Origin of the sequence: Microbacterium caowuchunii (genome assembly GCF_008727755.1) — a bacterium.
In the GTDB taxonomy this organism is placed as follows: domain Bacteria; phylum Actinomycetota; class Actinomycetes; order Actinomycetales; family Microbacteriaceae; genus Microbacterium; species Microbacterium caowuchunii.
Genome location: NZ_CP044231.1, coordinates 1546949 through 1563011 on the forward strand (window position 1 = coordinate 1546949; position 16063 = coordinate 1563011).

At 70.0% G+C, this 16063-nt stretch carries 20 protein-coding genes; 7 read left to right on the forward strand and 13 right to left on the reverse strand.

Annotated elements, in window-relative coordinates:
• Positions 1-5 precede the first annotated feature (5 nt).
• Positions 6-635, reverse strand: coding sequence for a biotin transporter BioY (locus F6J84_RS07360; RefSeq protein WP_150972624.1), 630 nt, complete (start codon positions 633-635; stop codon positions 6-8).
• 222 nt (positions 636-857) lie between these two features.
• On the opposite strand from F6J84_RS07360, the gene F6J84_RS07365 reads away from it, so the two are divergent.
• The gene (locus F6J84_RS07365; protein ID WP_150972625.1) at positions 858-2456 is read left to right on the forward strand and encodes an ABC-F family ATP-binding cassette domain-containing protein; all 1599 of its coding nucleotides are present in this window, start codon (positions 858-860) and stop codon (positions 2454-2456) included.
• A 58-nt stretch (positions 2457-2514) separates the two neighbouring features.
• On the opposite strand, the gene F6J84_RS07370 is transcribed toward F6J84_RS07365, so the two are convergent.
• The 4 genes from F6J84_RS07370 to F6J84_RS07385 are packed head-to-tail and all read right to left on the reverse strand — an operon-like array spanning position 2515 to position 4576.
• A complete protein-coding gene (locus tag F6J84_RS07370; protein WP_150972626.1) occupies positions 2515-3417 on the reverse strand; it encodes an SURF1 family cytochrome oxidase biogenesis protein in 903 nt (300 codons plus the stop codon).
• Positions 3414-3620 carry a hypothetical protein gene (locus tag F6J84_RS07375; RefSeq protein ID WP_150892446.1) on the reverse strand — a complete coding sequence of 69 codons (207 nt, stop codon included), beginning with the start codon at positions 3618-3620 and terminating at the stop codon, positions 3414-3416. Before F6J84_RS07375 ends, F6J84_RS07370 begins: the two co-directional genes overlap by 4 nt.
• The gene (locus F6J84_RS07380; protein WP_150972627.1) at positions 3617-3982 is read right to left on the reverse strand and encodes a DUF3099 domain-containing protein; all 366 of its coding nucleotides are present in this window, start codon (positions 3980-3982) and stop codon (positions 3617-3619) included. Before F6J84_RS07380 ends, F6J84_RS07375 begins: the two co-directional genes overlap by 4 nt.
• A gap of 45 nt (positions 3983-4027) precedes the next feature.
• Positions 4028-4576: a DUF4190 domain-containing protein gene (locus tag F6J84_RS07385; protein ID WP_150972628.1), complete on the reverse strand. Its 549-nt coding sequence runs from the start codon at positions 4574-4576 to the stop codon at positions 4028-4030.
• A gap of 126 nt (positions 4577-4702) precedes the next feature.
• On the opposite strand from F6J84_RS07385, the gene F6J84_RS07390 reads away from it, so the two are divergent.
• Complete coding sequence (locus F6J84_RS07390) at positions 4703-5413, forward strand: beta-ketoacyl-ACP reductase (protein WP_150972629.1); 711 nt, start codon at positions 4703-4705, stop codon at positions 5411-5413.
• Between the two features lie 45 nt (positions 5414-5458).
• On the opposite strand, the gene F6J84_RS07395 is transcribed toward F6J84_RS07390, so the two are convergent.
• The 5 genes from F6J84_RS07395 to glgC all read right to left on the reverse strand — a co-directional run bounded on the left by F6J84_RS07395 (position 5459) and on the right by glgC (position 9757).
• A complete protein-coding gene (locus F6J84_RS07395) occupies positions 5459-6160 on the reverse strand; it encodes an alpha/beta fold hydrolase (protein WP_150972631.1) in 702 nt (233 codons plus the stop codon).
• Entirely contained in the window at positions 6145-7461 is a 1317-nt protein-coding gene (locus tag F6J84_RS07400; RefSeq protein ID WP_191905778.1) for an HNH endonuclease signature motif containing protein, read from the reverse strand. The genes F6J84_RS07395 and F6J84_RS07400 overlap by 16 nt, the downstream gene beginning before the upstream one ends.
• Positions 7392-7748: a hypothetical protein gene (locus F6J84_RS07405; protein WP_150972635.1), complete on the reverse strand. Its 357-nt coding sequence runs from the start codon at positions 7746-7748 to the stop codon at positions 7392-7394. The genes F6J84_RS07400 and F6J84_RS07405 overlap by 70 nt, the downstream gene beginning before the upstream one ends.
• A gap of 65 nt (positions 7749-7813) precedes the next feature.
• Complete coding sequence (serB, locus tag F6J84_RS07410; RefSeq protein WP_150972637.1) at positions 7814-8455, reverse strand: phosphoserine phosphatase SerB; 642 nt, start codon at positions 8453-8455, stop codon at positions 7814-7816.
• Between the two features lie 57 nt (positions 8456-8512).
• On the reverse strand, positions 8513-9757 hold the full coding sequence (gene glgC, locus F6J84_RS07415) for a glucose-1-phosphate adenylyltransferase (RefSeq protein ID WP_150892453.1): 1245 nt from the start codon (positions 9755-9757) through the stop codon (positions 8513-8515).
• A gap of 46 nt (positions 9758-9803) precedes the next feature.
• On the opposite strand from glgC, the gene glgA reads away from it, so the two are divergent.
• From glgA to F6J84_RS07430, 3 genes are all read left to right on the forward strand, one after another.
• Positions 9804-10994 (forward strand): glycogen synthase, encoded by a 1191-nt coding sequence (gene glgA / locus F6J84_RS07420; RefSeq protein WP_150972639.1) that lies wholly within the window; start codon positions 9804-9806, stop codon positions 10992-10994.
• Between the two features lie 48 nt (positions 10995-11042).
• A complete protein-coding gene (locus F6J84_RS07425) occupies positions 11043-11828 on the forward strand; it encodes an ABC transporter ATP-binding protein (RefSeq protein WP_150972641.1) in 786 nt (261 codons plus the stop codon).
• Between the two features lie 99 nt (positions 11829-11927).
• Positions 11928-12176, forward strand: coding sequence for a type B 50S ribosomal protein L31 (locus F6J84_RS07430; RefSeq protein WP_150892456.1), 249 nt, complete (start codon positions 11928-11930; stop codon positions 12174-12176).
• A gap of 67 nt (positions 12177-12243) precedes the next feature.
• Here the strand turns inward: F6J84_RS07430 and F6J84_RS07435 are convergent, their stop codons facing one another.
• Complete coding sequence (locus tag F6J84_RS07435; protein ID WP_238702639.1) at positions 12244-12960, reverse strand: exonuclease domain-containing protein; 717 nt, start codon at positions 12958-12960, stop codon at positions 12244-12246.
• 86 nt (positions 12961-13046) lie between these two features.
• Here F6J84_RS07435 and F6J84_RS07440 point away from each other — a divergent pair, with 86 nt between their 5' ends.
• A complete protein-coding gene (locus F6J84_RS07440; RefSeq protein ID WP_150972646.1) occupies positions 13047-13946 on the forward strand; it encodes an alpha/beta fold hydrolase in 900 nt (299 codons plus the stop codon).
• Here F6J84_RS07440 and F6J84_RS07445 read toward each other — a convergent pair.
• Positions 13906-14466 (reverse strand): CGNR zinc finger domain-containing protein, encoded by a 561-nt coding sequence (locus tag F6J84_RS07445; protein ID WP_191905779.1) that lies wholly within the window; start codon positions 14464-14466, stop codon positions 13906-13908. The genes F6J84_RS07440 and F6J84_RS07445 overlap by 41 nt on opposite strands.
• Positions 14467-14541: 75 nt before the next feature.
• On the opposite strand from F6J84_RS07445, the gene F6J84_RS07450 reads away from it, so the two are divergent.
• Positions 14542-15543, forward strand: coding sequence for a DMT family transporter (locus F6J84_RS07450; protein ID WP_150972648.1), 1002 nt, complete (start codon positions 14542-14544; stop codon positions 15541-15543).
• On the opposite strand, the gene F6J84_RS07455 is transcribed toward F6J84_RS07450, so the two are convergent.
• On the reverse strand, positions 15515-15988 hold the full coding sequence (locus F6J84_RS07455; protein WP_150892461.1) for an Lrp/AsnC family transcriptional regulator: 474 nt from the start codon (positions 15986-15988) through the stop codon (positions 15515-15517). The genes F6J84_RS07450 and F6J84_RS07455 overlap by 29 nt on opposite strands.
• Positions 15989-16063 lie beyond the last annotated feature (75 nt).

A 16063-nucleotide genomic window follows, 5' to 3' on the forward strand; every position in this document is an offset into this window, starting at 1 on the left:
GGTGATCAGCGCGAGCGGTCCACGGCACGCACGAGTCCCCATGCGGCCGGGACGAGGAGCGCCACCGCCGCTGCCTTGATCAGGCCCGGCACGATGAACGGCAGGACGCCGGCAGCCATCACGCCGGCCACGCTCACCTGCTCGCCGAGGACCAGTCCGAGGATCGCCGCCATGTACGGGACGCCGATCAGGAACGGGACGATGCTCGCCGCGACGAAGCCGAGGAAGGCGAGGACGGGCTTGCGGTCCCAGGCGCGCTGCGCGAACCATCCCGCGACGAAGGCGGCGGGGATGAAGCCGAGGATGAAGCCGAAGGAGGGGGAGAGCACGTAGGCGGGTCCGGCCGCCACACCGGCGAAGACCGGCAGGCCGGCGAGACCGGCCAGAAGATAGGTCGTGAGTGCGGCCGCGCCGCGGCGCGCACCGAGAGCGGCGCCGACGAGGATGACGCCCGCCGTCTGGCCGGTGATGGGGACCGGGCCCACGAAGAAGGACACCTTGGCCAACAGCGCCACGACGGCGACGCCGGTGAGCACCAGCGCAGCATCGACGGCCAGGGCGCGGACGCGGGTCGAGGGGCGCGCCACCAGGTCGGCGAGCACACGGCGGTCGGATGCAGGTACGGCGACGGACATGGATCTCCTAGGCGTCGGGCCCGGTGCATGGAGCGCTGGGCGTCGCGACTCATCCTAGGGCGCGGATCGGCGCCTCCCCGAGTGGGGCGACGCCGGAGGTCACGGTCGTTCTTTGTCCGGATCGTGCATGCGCCGGCTCCGTCCGCTCTCCCAGCTGCGCCCCCGGTAGAATCGACGAGGCCCTTCGGCCACCTCCCCTCCCTGAACGATCGGACCAACGCTGTGCTCGCCGTGCACGACCTCGAGATTCGCGTGGGCGCCCGCGTGCTCATGTCCGACGTGTCCTTCCGAGTGGGAAGGGGCGACAAGATCGGTCTCGTGGGACGCAACGGTGCGGGAAAGACGACCCTGACCAAGGTCCTCGCCGGCGACCTGTTGCCCTCCGACGGTTCGATCGACCGCAGCGGCGAGCTCGGCTACCTGCCGCAGGACCCCCGCACGGGCGACCCGGAGATGCTGGCGCGCACCCGCATCCTCGATGCGCGCGGACTCGGGACGCTGGCGCTGGGCATGCACGAGGCGTCTCTGGCGATGGGGGACGACGATCCCGCGGTGGCCGAGCAGGCTATGCGCCGATACGGCACCCTCACCGAGCGCTTCGAAGGACTGGGCGGTTATGCCGCGGAGGCGGAGGCCGCGTCCATCGCGCACAACCTCTCGCTCCCGGACCGCATCCTCGAGCAGCCGTTGAAGACCCTCTCGGGCGGCCAGCGCCGCCGTATCGAGCTGGCGCGCATCCTGTTCTCGGATGCGGACACGATGATCCTCGACGAACCGACCAACCACCTGGACGCGGACAGCGTCGTGTGGCTGCGTGAGTTCCTCAAGAACTACAAGGGCGGGCTCATCGTGATCAGTCACGATGTCGAACTCGTCGGCGAGACGGTCAACCGCGTCTTCTACTTGGACGCCAACCGCCAGGTCATCGACATCTACAACATGAACTGGAAGAACTACCTGCGTCAGCGGGTGGCCGACGAGGAGCGCCGCAAGAAGGAGCGCGTGAACGTCGAGAAGAAGGCCACCGCCCTCCAGCTGCAGGCAGCACGGTTCGGTGCGAAGGCCTCGAAGGCCGCCGCCGCCCACCAGATGGTCGCGCGTGCGGAGAAGATGCTCTCCGGTCTCGACGACGTGCGCCAGGAGGACAGGGTCGCCAAGCTCCGGTTCCCGAAGCCGGCGCCGTGCGGCAAGACGCCGCTCATGGCGCGGGGGCTGTCGAAGTCGTACGGTTCGCTCGAGATCTTCACCGATGTGGACCTCGCGATCGACCGCGGCTCGAAGGTCGTGGTCCTGGGGCTCAACGGTGCCGGCAAGACGACCCTGCTGCGCATGCTCGCCGGCGTGGACGAGCCGGACACCGGTGTGATCGAGCCGGGCCACGGGCTCAAGGTCGGGTACTACGCCCAGGAGCACGAGAACCTCGACGTGGACCGCTCCGTGCTGGAGAACATGATGTCCGCCGCCCCGAACATCACGGCGACGGAGGCCCGCAAGGTGCTCGGCTCGTTCCTGTTCACGGGCGATGATGTGCTCAAGCCCGCCGGTGTGCTCTCCGGCGGGGAGAAGACCCGTCTGTCGCTCGCGACCCTCGTCGTCTCGAGCGCCAACATGCTGCTGCTGGACGAGCCGACCAACAACCTTGATCCCGCCTCGCGCGAGGAGATCCTGGATGCGCTCGCGCACTACGAGGGCGCCGTGGTCCTCGTCTCGCACGACGAGGGCGCCGTACAGGCGCTCAACCCGGAGCGCGTCCTCATCCTGCCCGATGGTGTCGAAGACATCTGGGGTCGTGACTACATCGACCTGATCACGCTCGCCTGAGCGTTCCGCCGGTCGGCAGCCGACGCGGTCGAACGTCAGGAGTCGGCGCGATCGGGCGTCAGTAGTCGACGCGATCGAGGAGTTCGTCCTCGTCCGCCATGTCCTGATCGGGACGGCGGGCGGCGCGCCCTCGTCGTGACGGCCGCGCCTCATCCCGGGATGCTCGGGCGACGGTCTCCGCGGGTGCATCCGGGTGCGGTGCGTCGTCTTGCGTGCCCTGCGCGTCCTCCGCGCGATGGCGCAGTTCGGTGCGGATGATGTAGCCGATGAACACGAACCCCATGATCGCGAAGAGGATCCACTGGACCGCGTAGGACAGATGTGGGCCCGGGTCCTCGGACGGCGGCGTCAGGGGGACGGGCGTCTCGGACACGGCATCCTCGGCCGCGAGGATGCCGTAGGCGGAGGTCACGGTGGCGGACCCGGTGCTACCCGCGATGAGCGGGAGGTGGATCGTCGGGACCTGTCCGGCCGGCGCGCTGCGGCCGGACGGGGGCAGCGGCTCGCTCGGTCGCAGCCGGACCACGACGGTGATCTCCCCCTCCGGGGGAGCCGGGATGTCGGCGGTTCCTTCCCCGGACTCGGCCGGCGGAACCCAGCCTCGGTCGACGATGACGATGCGGCCGTCGTCGGTGCGGAAGGGCGTGAGGACCTCGAACGCGGAGGTGCCGCCGTGCGGCCGGTTCCGGACGACCAGCTCGTCCTCCGTGAGGTACGTCCCGGTCAGCGCGACGGGCTGCCACTCCCGCTCGGGATCGAAGGACCCGTCGGCCGAGACCGCGACGTCGAGGGCGACCGGGGCGGCGTCGTAGTTCCGTTCGACGAGCGCCAGCTGTGCGCTGCGTTCATCGTTGCGGGAGAACTGCCAATCGGCCAGGAAGACGCAGACGACGGCGAACAGTACGCCGACGAGCCCGTACACGCTCCAGCGGACGGCAGGCGTGGCGGTCTTGAGGTTCATCGGTGGGGCTCCGGATCGGACAGGGGCGAGACATCGATCGGGAACGACCGGGACGTGAGGAAACCCCGCAGGTAGTCGACGTGGGCGTCACAGGCGACCCAGGTCTTCCGGCGCTCCGGGGTATGGATGCGGGGGTTGCGCCATTCGATCCGCCACGCCGCCCCGTCGCGGCAGCCGGCACGTGAGCACGTCGCGTCGCTCACGCCTCCGGCTCCCGGGGAGGAGATTCCTCGAGCCGGATCACACGAGGCTGTTCTGGGGGCGCGGGTCGCGGCTCGGCCGGAGCGGGTGGCCCGGTCTCCAGCATCCGTTCGGGGCGCTGGGCGCGCGAGCTGCGCCCGTCCTGTCCGACGTTGGCAACGACGACGGCGAGATACGGGAGGAAGACCGCACCGGAGGCGAAGATCCAGGTGTACCAGCCGTACGGGGTGATCAGGACCATGGCGACGAAGCAGGCGATGCGGATGCCCATCATCGTCATGTACTTGGCCAACCGCGCGCCGGAATCGTCGCGCGGAGCGCGCGGCAACGATGTGGCCGACTGCGGCGGGGAGGGCTTCTTCACGGTGCATCCAGCCTACGCCGGTACCCCGTGAAGAAGCCCCGGCTGTCAGCTGTAGTCGTAGTACCCGCCGGTGCTCTCGATCATCGTGAAGAACCAGGTGAAGTAGAGGATGACGGCGATGATCCCGAGGATGCTGAGCGCCAGGCCCACCCATCCGACGATGGTGCCGGCGAGGGCCATCCCGCGGCCGTTCTCGCCGCTCGTCTTGAGCTGCTTGAGGGAGATGTGTCCGGTGATGACACCCGCCAGCGCCCCAACGAAGGGCAGGATGACGAAGTTCGCGATGGACGCGATCAGCGAGACGATGGCCAGGACGTTCGTCTTGGGCGCGGCCGGGTAAGGCGTGTAGCCCGAGCCGGGGTACGTCGGGGGCGCGTATCCGGTCTGGCCCGGGTAGCCCTGGGGAGCGGCGTTCTGCTCGCCGTAGGACGGCGGCGGGGGATAGGCGGCGGTCTGCTGCTGGGGCTGCTGGGGCTGCTGCGGGGCGGCGGGCGGAGCAGTCGGCGGAGCCGTGGGCGGCGGGGTCGGCGGCGTGGACGGGTTGGCCGGGGGCGTTGCCGGCGGAACGGGGTTCTCGGGGGTCGGGTCGCTCACGGGGATACCTTTCGTTGACTGTTCCCAGGGTCCCGTTACCATCTGGCGCTGTCAAACGCGGCGGCGCGCACCGCACACCTGGATAGGCTGGGAGACCGCGTCGTCCCCGAACCGAGGAGTACCACCATGTCCACCGAACGCGTCGTGCTGGTCACCGGAGGCAACCGCGGTATCGGCCGTGCGATCGCCGAGCGGTTCGTCGCGGACGGGTACCGTGTGGCCGTGACCGCACGCTCGGGGGAGGGACCGGAGGGCGCGCTCACGGTACGTGCGGACGTGACCGACGCCGCGTCGCTGGATGCTGCGTACACCGAGGTCGAGGAGAAGCTCGGACCGGTGCAGATCGTCGTGGCGAACGCGGGGATCACCCGCGACACCCTGCTTCTGCGGATGAGTGAAGAGGACTTCGACGACGTGGTCTCGACGAACCTGGGCGGTACCTTCCGCGTCGTCAAACGCGCCGCGAAGGGGCTGCTCCGCGCCCGCTGGGGCCGGGTCATCCTCATCTCGAGCGTCGTCGGCCTCTATGGTTCGGCCGGTCAGATCAACTACGCGAGCTCGAAGAGCGGGCTGGTCGGTTTCGCCCGATCCCTCACCCGCGAGCTCGGCTCCCGCGGGATCACGGCGAACGTCGTGGCGCCGGGATTCATCGAGACCGACATGACTGCGGCCCTCCCCGAGGAGACCCAGGCCGAGTACAAGCGCAACATCCCGGCCGGACGCTTCGCCACGCCGGCCGAGGTCGCGGGTGTGGTCGCCTGGCTCGCATCCGACGACGCCGCTTACATCTCCGGTGCCGTCATCCCCGTGGATGGTGGACTCGGGATGGGGCACTGACCCGCTCAGCCCCGTAGCGGCGACATGGCGCCGGCTGTCGGCCGTTCACGTGCCTCCGTCCACGGCGGTGACGATCGCCTCGCCGAGACGCGTCGGCATGGAGTACTGCGGCCAATGGCCCGATCCGAGTGGGATGACGTCCACCTCGACGACCGCGTCCAGCTCGGCGGCATACCGTGGCCACTCGCGCAGCATGGTGCGTAGCTGCGCGTCGTCGAGCGCCCCGGAAAGGATCGTGACCGGAACCCGGTGACGTCGCTCGTCGGTGAGCGGGAGGGGATCGGTCGGTACCCGGCCGGGGACCGACGCCGTCATCGCGACGATCCGTTCCCGGGTCGGCGTATCCAGGTCGGCGGTGTCCGGGGCGTCGAACGTCTCCCAATCCGGGAACGGCACGACGCCGTCGACGAGCGGGAACTCCGAGATGCTCCCGCCGTCTGCGGGCAGGACCGTGTCCACGAGCACGACGCGGGCGACACGATCCGGTCGTGCGTCGACGGCGCCCCAGGCGACGTTGCCGCCGCCGCTGTGCGCGACGAGCACCACGGGGTCGGCGCGGCGGTCGATCTCCGAGGTCACGGCATCCACCCAGTCGGTGATGCCGATGTCGGCCGACTCGGGGGCCGGGAGGCCGAGCCCCGGCATCGTGAGCGGGACCGGTCTGTGACCGGCGTCTTGCAGCGTGGGGAGGACGTCGTTCCAGGAGGAGGCGTCCAACCAGAGTCCGGGGATCAGCAGGATGTCCATGGGCGAACGCTACGCCGTGGCGCCGACATCCGCCTCAGTCGGAACGGCGCGTACCTGGTGGCTCGGTCAGTGCGCCGTGCCGGAGGGGAGCGGGGCGGGGTGGCGGTGCGCTCAGGCCCACGCGCCACGCCGGACGGGATCGAGCTGTGCTCAGAACGGTGGCGGATCGGCGAAGCGCGTCCGTGGCGGGGTGGGCTTCGGAGGCGGGCGGACTGCTCCCTCGCACCCGGGTCGTCGAGATCCGGCACGAAGTGCACCGTCGGTGCGGGCGGTTGGTCGATGTAGCTGTGCCCGAGGGGCGAGGTCCATTCGAGGAGCCCGTCGCCCAGTTGCCGGACTTGCCAGGCGGTGAATTGCTTCATGGAGTGGTGGCGCTGGCAGAGCTCCGCGCTGTTGTCCACGCAGGTCTTCCCACCCTGGGCGTGATCGAGGGTGTGATCGGTTTCGCAGCGGATGGCGGGTACCCGGCAGCCCGGGAATCGGCAGTGCCTGTCGCGGGCCTGGAGGAAGTTCCGCAGCGGAGCCTCCGCGAACCTCGTGTCGGTGGCGAGCACGGCACCCGAGACCGGGTGCGTGAGCACGCGCGTCCATGGTTCCGGGGTGGCACCGGCGAGCGTGCGTGCCGTTTCGGCGTCGATGGGTGCCCGTCCGACCAGGTCGGCCGGGTGTTGGTCGGCACCGAGAAGGGTGAGTGCGGGGACGACGACCTGGACTTTGGCGCGGATGGCGCCGAGGGTGCCGGGTCCGTCGTCGGTACGGGTGGGGTCGGCTCCGGGCTGTGCGGTGAGCAGCATGTCGAGCAGGAGGTCCGCACGGATATGGTCGAGGGATCGACTGTCGGAGGCCAGGATGTCGTCCTGCGTGGGCGAAACGGGAGACACGTCGGATGCTCCGGCTGCAGCGCGGCCCCGGACTCGCGCCTGCGCCGCAGCGCGAGCATCGATCACCTCGCCGCCCTGGGTGGTGACGCGATCGTAGACGGCCTCGATCAGCACGGTCGGGCCGATGATGTTCAGTCCGGACAGGCCGTCCCGTAGGGGGAACGTGGTCACGCAGCGGTCCTCGCGCGCCTCGGCATGCCGCTCGGTGAGACTGCGTGGGTGCAGGCGTTCCGCGACGATGCCGAGCTCGCCGCGCAGTCGGCCGGCGACCTCGTCTTCACACCGCGGCAGTGCGATCTCCTCGAACGCGGCACGCGCGTCGGGCGGCAGTGGCCCGCCGAGGTCGGTGATCAGCAGCACATGTGCGCGCGTGATCCGACCGTCCTCCCACGCGTCCATGGTGGCGGGGAATCCGTCCACGACGACCGCAGCGTCGCGCCGATGCGGCGCTGTACGGACCTGTCGGTGCTGCGCGTGACCGCGGCGATCTCCGCCGCGATCGCCCGCAGTGCCATGTCCCGGCTCTTCACCTGTGCGGACGCGCCCCGGGACTGTGCCTGGGCGAGCGTCAGCGCCCGAGCGAGACCGCGCGTCACCCGTGCCTGCGCGGCCTCGATCTCAGCCTGCGCCGACTGGACCTCGTGCAGGATCCCGGCCAGCGTCGCGGCATCCGCATCGCCGAACCCGATCCTGCCGTGTGAGGTCATGCCCTCACTCTACGAAGGGGGTCCGACATCACCCGGGGACGGTCCGTCCGCGCGCTCCCCCGTTGTCAGGGGAGGAGCGGGATCACGTCGCGCAGGTCGGCGCGCCCGATGACGAGGTCGGCCTGCGCCCGGACTGCGGGCTTGGCGTTGAACGCGACCCCCAGGCCCGCCGCTGCCATCATCCGCAGATCGTTCGCCCCGTCGCCCACGGCGATCGTGCAGCGCGGGTCGATGCCGTACTGCGTCGTCCACTCACGCAGCGCCCGAGCCTTGCCCTCCGCGTCGACGATCTCTCCGAGGACCTCACCGGTGAGCAGCCCGTCCGCGGCCTGCAGCCGGTTCGCCCGCCATACGTCGACGCCGAGCTCCGGTGCCAGGCCGTCGAGGATCTCGTGGAACCCGCCCGAGACGACGGCCACGATCCCGCCGCGCTCGTGGACGGCGGCGATCAGTTCCCGGACACCGGGGGTCGGTTCGACGCGATCCCTGACCCGTGCGAAGGATGAGGTCGGTACGCCGCGCAGCTCGGCCACGCGGCTGCGGAGACTCTCCGCGAAATCGACCTCGCCGCGCATCGCGGCCTCGGTGGCTGCGGCGACCTCCGCTCCACGCCCTGCTTCATCAGCGAGGAGCTCGATCACCTCGTTCCGGATGAGGGTGGAATCGGCGTCCAGGACGACGAGGGACCGGACGGGGGAGCGCTGCACACCTCCACCGTAGCGAAGCCCGGCACGCCTGTTCGCCCACCGTGTCGCGGAGCGGCATCAGGCCTCGATCCGTATGCCCTTCCCGACCACGGTGATGCCCGAGTCGGTCACGGTGAACCCCCGGGAGAGGTCCCGTTCCCGGTCCACGCCCACGGTCGCGCCGTCCGCCAGCACCACGTTCTTGTCGAGGATCGCCCGATGGATGCGGGCGCCAGCGCCGACCCGCACGCGTTCGAAGAGCACGGAGTCGGTGATGGTCGATCCGCCGCCCGCGAGGGTCCAGGGGCCGACCACGCTGCGCTCCAGATGGGTTCCGGACAGGACGGAGCCGAGCGAGACGATCGAGTCGATCGAGTTGCCGATGCGGCCGACCGCATCCCGTACGAACTTCGCCGGCGGGGAGTTCACCAACTGCGAGTGGATGGGCCACTGCATGTTGTAGAGGTTGAAGACGGGCAGCGTCGAGATCAGATCGAGGTGGGCGTCGTAGAACGACTCGATCGTGCCGACGTCGCGCCAGTACGCCCGGTCGCGGTCCGTGGATCCGGGGACGTCGTTGCGGATGAAGTCGTACACGCCCGCTTCACCTCGGTCGACGAAGTAGGGGACGATGTCGCCGCCCATGTCGTGGTTCGAGGTGGGGAGCTCCCCGTCGGCCATCACGGCCTCGATGAGCGCATCCGTGTCGAAGATGTAGTTGCCCATGGAGGCCAGCACCTCGTGCGGGCTGTCGGCCAGCCCCGTCGGGTTCTGCGGCTTCTCCAGGAACTCGCGGATGCGGGTCGGATCGTCGGGCTGCACGTCGATGACGCCGAACTGATCCGCCAGACCGATGGGCTGACGGATGCCGGCGACGGTGGCGCGGGCGGACGACTCGATGTGGGCGTCCAGCATCTGGCGGAAGTCCATCCGGTACACGTGATCGGCCCCCACCACCACCACGATGTCCGGCTTCTCGTCGTTGATCAGGTTGAGGCTCTGCAGGATGGCGTCGGCGGAACCGGAGAACCAGCGCTTGCCGAGGCGCTGCTGCGCCGGCACCGAGGCCACGTAGGCGTCGAGCATCGGCGACATCCGCCACGTCTGGGAGATGTGCCGGTCCAGGCTGTGCGACTTGTACTGCGTCAGGACGACGATCTGCTGCAGGCCCGAGTTGATGAGGTTCGAGATCGCGAAATCTATCAATCGGTACTGCCCCCCGAAGGGGACGGCGGGCTTGGCCCGATCGGCGGTGAGGGGCATGAGACGCTTGCCCTCGCCGCCGGCGAGGATGATCCCGAAAACCTTTGGTGTGGCCGGCATTGCCCCAGACTATTGCCCACCCAGGGGGTGTACTAGCGTCCTTGACATGCGTGTGGACATCATGACGAAAGAGTATCCGCCCGAGGTCTACGGCGGCGCAGGTGTGCACGTCGCGGAGCTCGTCAAAGCACTGCGCGAACGCATCGACGTTCGCGTGCGGGCCTTCGGCGCGCCACGGGACGAACCGGGCACCACCGCGTACGGCGTGCCCGTGGAGCTTCGCGACGCGAACCCCGCAGTCCAGACGCTCGGCACCGACCTCGAGATGGTCGGCGACGTCGCCGGAGCGGATGTCGTGCACAGCCACACCTGGTACGCGAACTTCGCGAGCCACCTCGCCTCGCTCCTGCACGGCATCCCGCACATCGTCTCGGCCCACAGCCTGGAGCCGCTGCGGCCATGGAAGGCCGAGCAGCTGGGCGGCGGCTACGCCGTGTCGAGCTTCGTGGAGAAGACGGCGTACGAATCGGCGGCCGCCGTCATCGCGGTGAGCGGAGGCATGCGGGCGGACATCCTCCGCAGCTATCCGCAGGTGGACCCCGCGAAGGTCCATGTGATCTACAACGGGATCGACGTCGAAGCGTGGCATCCGGTCGAGGACCCCGAGGTGCTGACCGCCCTCGGGATCGATCCGGCCCGTCCGTCGGTCGTCTTCGTCGGGCGCATCACCCGGCAGAAGGGCCTGCCCTACCTCCTGCGCGCCGCGCGGATGCTGCCGCCGGACGTACAGCTCGTGCTGTGTGCGGGCGCGCCGGACACTCCCGAGATCATGGCCGAGGTCGAGACGCTGGTGCGCGAGCTGCAGCAGACCCGCGAGGGAGTGGTGTGGATCGACCGCCACCTGCCGCGGCACGAGCTGTGCGCCGTGCTCACCGCGGCCACCACGTTCGTCTGCCCCTCGGTGTACGAGCCGCTCGGCATCGTCAACCTGGAGGCCATGGCCTGCGGCGCCGCGGTGGTGGGGACGGCGACCGGGGGTATCCCGGAAGTGGTCGCGGACGGCGTCACGGGACGCCTCGTCCCGATCGACCAGGTGCAGGACGGCACGGGCACCCCCGTCGACCCGGACGTGTTCGTCGCGGATCTCGCCCGGGTCCTCACCGAGGTGGTGGCGGATCCGGCACGTGCCCGCGCGTACGGCGAGGCCGGCCGCCGCCGGGCGGCGGAGGAGTTCAGCTGGGCGCGGATCGCGGAGCAGACCGAGCGTCTCTACCGCTCGGTGGCCGACGCGCGGTGACCCGCGCCGCGCGGCATCCGCGTGCGGCGGCCCGGTAGGCTGGGTCGCATGCCGCAGGTGCTGGATTTCTCCGACGTCGTCGTCCGCCGCAACGCCAAGGACATCGTTTCGCACCTCGACTGGCGGGTGGACGATGATCAGCGGTGGGTGGTGCTCGGCGCGAACGGCGCGGGCAAGACGACCATCCTCCAGCTGGCGGCGAGCCTCGATCACCCCACCTCCGGCGTGGTCACCATCCTCGGCGAGCGGCTGGGGCGCACAGACGTGTTCGAGCTCCGTCCGCGGATCGGGTTCGCCTCGTCCGCGATGGCGAAGCGGATCCCGGCGGAGGAGACCGTCCTCAACGTCGTGCTCACCGCGGCGTACTCCGTGATGGGGCGCTGGAACGAGGAGTACGACCGTATCGACGAGCGCCGTGCGCTGCGCGTTCTGGCCGAGTGGAAGCTCGAGCACCTGGCGGACCGCACCTTCGGGACGCTTTCCGACGGGGAGCAGAAGCGGGTGCAGATCGCCCGTGCGGTGATGACCGACCCCGAACTGCTCCTGCTGGACGAGCCGACCGCGAGTCTCGACCTCGGCGCCCGGGAGGAGCTGCTGGAGCTCCTCGGCGGATACGCACAGGCCCCGACCACTCCGGCGATGGTCATGGTCACGCACCACGTCGAGGAGATCCCGGTGGGATTCACCCATCTGCTCCTGCTCCGAGCAGGCGCCGTCGTGGCGGCCGGACCGATCCCGGAGACCCTCACCGCGGAGAACCTCTCCGAGGCGTTCGGAATGCCCATCACGGTGAGCGAGGACGGCGGCCGGTACGCGGCACGCGCCGCGCGCTGACCGGATGCGGGTGATCCGCCTCCGACCTGATAGACTCGACCCTTGGTGCGTCACGCACCGAAGATTTATTTCTGACGCACACTCCTGCAAGGAATCCCCATGAAGACTGACATCCACCCCGGCTACCACGCCGTCGTTTTCCGCGACCTGGGCTCCGGTGAGACCTTCCTCACGCGTTCCACCGTGACCAGCGACAAGACGGTCGAGCTCGACGGCGTCGAGTACCCCGTCATCGACGTCGAGATCTCCTCCGCGTCGCACCCGTTCTACACGGGCAAGCAGCGCATCATGGACTCGGCCGGTCGCGTCGAGAAGTTCAACCAGCGCTTCAAGAACTTCGGCAAGTAATCCCGCCGCCTCGAAAGCCCCGCTCCGGCGGGGCTTTCGTCGTTCCCGGACACCCCGGAGCGCGCCGTCAGCGGATCGGCCAGCGCCCGTCGACGGGATCCGCCGCGTCGATCCGCCCGATCTTGACGAAGTAGGCGGTGAGGCTCTCCGCCTGCTCCCGCGCCCAGCCGATCTGACGGGTGTGCAGCTCCGCCCCGGCGGCGGGGAGCCGGCCACCGTAGCGCTCCGCCAGGGCGAGCGCCACGCGTCCTGCCGCGACGGCGTCGGCGGCGGCCTCGTGCGCTCCGATGAGTTCGACGGAGTAGTGCGCGGCCACGAGATCCAGGGTGCGCTTGCCGCGCCGGTACCGATCGACCGCGCGATCGAGGACGAGGGGGTCGATGACGGGGGCGGGAGCGTGGATCGGCTCCGTGCCGTGACGCTCGGCTTCGTACTTGAGCAGGGAGAAGTCGAACGGAGCGTTGTAGGCGACCACCGCGATTCCGCGCTCGAAGAGCGCGCGCAGAGCGTCGACGATCTCGGCGACGACCACCGGGGCGGGACGGCCCTCGGCGCGAGCCCGTTCGGTCGTGATCCCGTGGACGGCGGTCGCGCCCGCGGGGATGTCGATGCCGGGGTCGGCCATCCATGCGCGGGACTCGAGCACGTTCCCCTCCCGGTCGAGCAGCCCGACGTGCGCGGTCACGATCCGGTCGGTGCGGACGTCGATCCCGGTCGTCTCGAGATCGAAGACGCCGATCGTCTCCGCCCACTCCGGCCGATCGAAGAGTTCGAGAGTGTCCATCGGCCCCGGTCCCATGCCGTTCACGGTACGCGAGGGGACGGACATGCCTGCCGGGCCACGCCGAGGTTCGCTCGTAGACTCGAGAGGTGAACGCACCGCACCCCTACGCCGAGCTGCTCGCCGAGATCCCCGTCGAGCGGCGCACCGTGCAGGTGCTGGGTGCGGAGACCGTCTACTGGGTGTACGGCCAGGCGGATGCGGAGACCACGCTGCTCCTCGTGCATGGGTTCCGCGGGGACCATCACGGCCTCGAGCCCGTCGTGGCGCACCTGCCCGGCGTCCGGATCGTCTCGCCGGACCTGCCCGGATTCGGGGAGACCGCCGCCCTGCCCGGGCGCGAGCACACCATCGAGGACTACGCCGCCTGGCTCACGGCGTTCGCCGCGGCGGCAGCGCCCGGGGCGATCGTCCTCGGCCATTCGTTCGGCTCGATCGTGGCCGCCGCGGCCGTCGCCGACGGTCTCGCCACCCCGCGCCTGATCCTCGTCAACCCCATCGGCGCCCCCGCCCTGGAAGGACCGCGCGGTGTGCTGACCAGGCTCGCCGTCCTGTACTACCGGGCGGCCGCGCGGCTTCCGGCGCGCGCGGGGGACGCGCTCCTGCGCAACGGGGTCATCGTCCGGGTCATGAGTATGTCGATGGCCAAGACCCGCGACCGGGAGCTCCGCCGCTTCATCCACGACCAGCACGACACCTACTTCTCCCGTTTCGCGGATCGCGACGTGCTGCTGCAGGCCTTCCTCGCTTCCGTGTCGAACGACGTCCGGGCCTCCGCTGCGCGGATATCGGTCCCGACGCTCCTGATCGCCGCGCAGCGCGACGACATCACGCCCATCGAGGCCGAGCGCCGGCTCGCGACGATGTTCCCGGACGCGTCTCTCGTGGAGATCCCGGATGTGGGGCATCTCATCCACTACGAGACGCCGGCCATCGCCGCCGATGCCATCAAGAGGTTCCTCGCGCCCTCCGGCGCCGATATGCGTTGACGTTCATACGGTTCCCGCAGTTGCCGGAGTCGCAGTAGCGCTTGGAGCGATTGCGGGAGTGGTCGACGTACACCGCCGCACAGTCGTCCGCTTCGCAGACGCGCATGCGGTCATTCTCCCCGGAGCGGATGACGTCGACGAAGGCGAACGCGGCCTCGACCAGCATGCGCGTGGCCAAGGGAGCGGCGTCGTCCGTGGCGTGGATGTGCCAGTCCAGGCCATCGTGCCGGACGAGCCGGGGGAGGGCCCGTCCATCCTGGAGCATCCCGTTCACCAGCGGCGCGGCGTCGTCGCGCGGGGTCTCCCACAGCTCACGCAACCGAGGACGGATGGCGCGCACCTCAGCGAGCTCCCGGTCGTCGCGACGGATCACGCCGGAGTACGGATGCGCGGTGAGCAGCCGGGTCATGTCCTCGTGTGTCACCAACCGATCCGCCGGGTCGGGGCCCGTGCGCGGCAGCGTGTTCACGAGGTCCGCCGCCATCTCCAGCGCCGCCCGAGTGTCATGAGTGAAAACCACGTTGACTCCTGACCGTCGTCGTCGATACAGTCACGAGCGTAACCCGCATTCACCCCTGACATCCGAAGGTGTCCCATGGCGCACCAGACCGCGCCCGTGCCGATCGTGCGGGCTCCGAAGACCTCCGGTGCGCCGCTGGCCCCGGGTCTGCTCGTCGGGCTCGCTTCCGCGCTGGCGTTCTCATCGAGCGGTCCGCTCGTCAAGCCGCTGCTGGAAGCAGGCTGGAGCCTGGGGGCGGCGCTGCTCATCCGGATGTCGCTCGCGGCGCTCCTGCTCTCCCCGGCGCTCGTGCTCGCCGCGCGCCGTCACCCCGGTGTCCTCCGCCGACGCTGGCGGCTGATCGTCGGATTCGGGTTGACGGCGGTCGCCGGATGCCAGATCTTCTACTTCGCCGCGATGCAGCGGATGCCGGTGGCGGTGGCCCTGCTCATCCAGTACCTGGCACCCGTGCTGCTCGTCCTGCTGGCCTGGATCCGTACCCGCCGCCGGCCGTCGGGGCTGGTGCTCGCGGGTTCGGTGATCGCGATCGCGGGGCTCGTCCTCGTGGTCGACGTCTCCGGTGCGCGCTTCGATCCTCTCGGGACGTTCTTCGCCCTGCTCGCCGCGTGCTGCGTGGGGGCGTACTTCCTGCTCGCCGAGCGCTCCGGAACCGAACTGCCGCCGCTGGCCCTCGCCGCCGGCGGACTGGCGGTCGGTGCGGTGTCGATGATCGTCCTCTGCGGCGTCGGGATCCTCCCGTTCGCCGTGACGCTGGGTGCGGTGGAGATGCTGGGCGTCCAGGTGCCGGCCTGGATCCCGATCGTGTGGGTCGGCGGGGTCGCCACGACGCTGGGCTACGCCCTGGGCGTGCGGGCCGTACCCCTTCTGGGATCGCGCGTGGCCTCGTTCGTCGGCCTGTCCGAGGTGCTGTTCGCCCTGGGCTTCGCCTGGCTCCTGCTCGGCGAGGCGCCCGGCGCGGCTCAGATCCTGGGCGGGGTCCTGATCGTGACCGGTGTCGTACTGGTGCGACTGGACGGCCGCTCCGCGGCGGAGCCCCGCGGCGAGGCCGTCAGCGTTCCGGTCGTGCCAGGTCCATGAGCGGGGTCACCCGGTAGGGGATCACCTCGTCCATCACGAGCGACGTCTCGGTCCGCTCCACGCCGTCGATCGCGAGGATGCGGGCGTCCGTGTCGAACAGATGCTGTGTGTCGCGGCACGCCACCCGGACCAGGAGGTCGACCGCGCCGCTCAGTCCGTGGGCCTGCAGGACCTCCGGGACGAGCGCGAGGTGCTCGCGGATCCGGGGAAGCTCGTGCTGGCGGACCATGACGCTGATATATGCCTCGATGGGGAACCCGAGAGCGCGCGAGGACAACGCCCGCTGATAGCTGAGGAACGCCCCCGCCTTGTCCAAGCGCGCCATCCGCGCCTGCACGGTGTTGCGGGAGAGTCCCAGCCGGTCGGAGAGGGCGACCACCGTGGCACGGTGGTCCTCGGCGAGCGCGCCCAGCAACTCGAGGTCGATGCGATCAAGACGTGACACGATGCTCAACTGTAGCACCATATACCCGGCCATGCTTCTACATCTTGCTCAATGATCCGCGGGACGGTTGAGCTA

Excerpts from the sequence above, each read along its gene's own strand:
- F6J84_RS07430 (WP_150892456.1), top strand. The coding sequence starts at position 11,928 with ATGAAGACTGACATCCACCCCGGCTACCACGCCGTCGTTTTCCGCGAC.
- F6J84_RS07405 (WP_150972635.1), bottom strand. The coding sequence starts at position 7,748 with ATGACCTCACACGGCAGGATCGGGTTCGGCGATGCGGATGCCGCGACG.
- glgC (WP_150892453.1), bottom strand. The coding sequence starts at position 9,757 with ATGCCGGCCACACCAAAGGTTTTCGGGATCATCCTCGCCGGCGGCGAG.
- F6J84_RS07395 (WP_150972631.1), bottom strand. The coding sequence starts at position 6,160 with ATGGACATCCTGCTGATCCCCGGACTCTGGTTGGACGCCTCCTCCTGG.
- F6J84_RS07390 (WP_150972629.1), top strand. The coding sequence starts at position 4,703 with ATGTCCACCGAACGCGTCGTGCTGGTCACCGGAGGCAACCGCGGTATC.
- F6J84_RS07370 (WP_150972626.1), bottom strand. The coding sequence starts at position 3,417 with ATGAACCTCAAGACCGCCACGCCTGCCGTCCGCTGGAGCGTGTACGGG.
- F6J84_RS07425 (WP_150972641.1), top strand. The coding sequence starts at position 11,043 with ATGCCGCAGGTGCTGGATTTCTCCGACGTCGTCGTCCGCCGCAACGCC.
- F6J84_RS07450 (WP_150972648.1), top strand. The coding sequence starts at position 14,542 with ATGGCGCACCAGACCGCGCCCGTGCCGATCGTGCGGGCTCCGAAGACC.
- glgA (WP_150972639.1), top strand. The coding sequence starts at position 9,804 with ATGCGTGTGGACATCATGACGAAAGAGTATCCGCCCGAGGTCTACGGC.
- F6J84_RS07435 (WP_238702639.1), bottom strand. The coding sequence starts at position 12,960 with ATGGACACTCTCGAACTCTTCGATCGGCCGGAGTGGGCGGAGACGATC.
- F6J84_RS07360 (WP_150972624.1), bottom strand. The coding sequence starts at position 635 with ATGTCCGTCGCCGTACCTGCATCCGACCGCCGTGTGCTCGCCGACCTG.